This is a genomic window from Streptomyces sp. NPDC060198 (assembly GCF_042728415.1).
Lineage (GTDB): Bacteria > Actinomycetota > Actinomycetes > Streptomycetales > Streptomycetaceae > Streptomyces.
In genome coordinates, this window is the sequence record NZ_JBHWZJ010000657.1 from 1 (window position 1) to 1,725 (window position 1,725).

A 1,725-nucleotide genomic window follows, 5' to 3' on the forward strand; every position below is an offset into this window, starting at 1 on the left:
CCCCGGGAACCCCCGCCGGGGGCCGCCCGGGGGGGCGGCCCCGGGTGGGGGGATCCCCCCCCCCCCCCGGCTCCCCGCGCTTACGCCCCACCGGTCCGGGGCCCGGGGCCGAAGGGGCGTCGCCTGCCTCCGCGCGGTGTCGGCGAATCCCGTCGAGCCCGCACCGTGACCGAATCTCCCCCAGGATGTGATGTGCGTCCCCGGATGCCACCGTTTGCGCAGGTCAGGGGGTGTCGGACGAGAGCGCCGGGACCAAGGACCTGTCCATTTCATGACGTTTCGCACTGACGATCGGCGAAGGGACGGGACAAGCTGATGTAGGAAGTCGGGGGTATCGATAGAGACCGGGAGTATGTCAGTGAGCGCCATGTCGTTTGCCCTGTTGCTGACCACCGCCGCAGCCACGGCCGTGGGCGCCGCCGCCGTGCACACCGCTCGCGGACTGCACCGGCAGGTCGCCGAGCTGCGCGAGGAGCTCGCCCGGGACAGGGAGCACACCCGCACGGTTCCGGCGCAGAGCCGTACCGGCGCCGCCCCCGACGAGATACGCGCGGCCGTGTCGGAGGCCCTCGCCGAGGAGCGGGAGCGTGAACTGGCCGAGGCGCGCGCCTTCTGGGCGGCGCAGGAGGCCCGCGACGCGGCCGACGCCCCGTCGCTGCTGGGCGGGCTGGCCGGCCTGGCCGAGGACGCCCCGTACTTCCTCCCCCGTCAGGCGGACTTCGCCGGCCTGGAGGCGCTGGCCTTCCCCTTCGCCGAGGACACGGACGAGACCGACGAGACGGTGTTCGCCGCCTTCCCGCCCGTTCCCGCCCACCCCGACGACGCGGTCGTGACCGACGCGATGCGGGAGTTCGCCGAGTCGGCGGAGTCCGGTGACGTGGCGGCCTCCCGCGAGGCGGGCGGTCCGGGCGAGGAGCCCGGGACCGCGGAGTTCGCGGACGACTCTCCGGAGCTGGCCGCCGCCCGCCGCCGCCACCCGTCCCACCCGGACTTCGTCCCGGTGCGCACGCCGGTGGTCACGGACCACGAGCGCACGGTGAACCGTCTGGAGGAGCTCGCCGGCACGGGCATCGGGCTGACCGACGTACGCCCCGGTCCGCTCGGCACCCTGGACGTGTACGTCTTCGCCGACGGCACCACGCTCTGTATGACCCCGGGCCACCGGGAGACGGCCGAACGCCTCGCGGACTCCCTGCGCGCGGGCGAACAGCCGGTGCTGCTGGGCGGCTCGGGCGTCTCGGGCGCCTACGCCCTGACCTTCTCCTGCGGCGCGGACAACGTCTACATCCTCGCGGACCGCGTCATCGCCTCGTTCTGATCCCCGGCGGACGGGCGCGGCCCGGACGGCTCCACCCGAACGCTTGCGGGCTCTACGCGAACGCTTCCGCGGCGGCCTCCGTCACGTACCGCACGGCCTCGTCCAGTTCCTCGGGCGGGGCCGTTTCCAGCGCCACGGCCAGATCGTGTCCGGCGACGGCCACCTGGTCCCCGGCGCCGAACATCCCGCCGTCCGGCATGACGTACGGCTCCCGCCCCGGCCGCTCCACGCGCTGCGCGCGGGCGCTCAGCTCGCGTGCCACCGCCAGCGCCCGCTCGGCGGTGCCCTGCTGGAGGCGGCTCTGCGGGGCGGCCCGCAGCCGGTCGGCGAAACGGTCCACGACGGTGATCAAGGGCGTTGTATCAAGCACTCCGCGACCCTAACGCGGACGGCCCGCAGGCAGTGCC

2 protein-coding genes are annotated in these 1,725 nt (G+C 74.7%); one reads left to right on the plus strand and one right to left on the minus strand.

Annotated elements, in window-relative coordinates; translation table 11 throughout:
- Positions 1-367: 367 nt before the first annotated feature.
- The gene (locus ACFWEP_RS34505; RefSeq protein WP_387376233.1) at positions 368-1,318 is read left to right on the plus strand and encodes a hypothetical protein; all 951 of its coding nucleotides are present in this window, start codon (positions 368-370) and stop codon (positions 1,316-1,318) included.
- Positions 1,319-1,370: 52 nt separating this feature from the next.
- Here the strand turns inward: ACFWEP_RS34505 and ACFWEP_RS34510 are convergent, their stop codons facing one another.
- Complete coding sequence (locus ACFWEP_RS34510) at positions 1,371-1,688, minus strand: hypothetical protein (protein ID WP_387376235.1); 318 nt, start codon at positions 1,686-1,688, stop codon at positions 1,371-1,373.
- Positions 1,689-1,725 lie beyond the last annotated feature (37 nt).

What these genes read in the sequence shown, in the direction of transcription:
- ACFWEP_RS34505 (WP_387376233.1), top strand. Translation starts at nt 368, where the DNA reads ATGTCGTTTGCCCTGTTGCTGACCACCGCCGCAGCCACGGCCGTGGGC.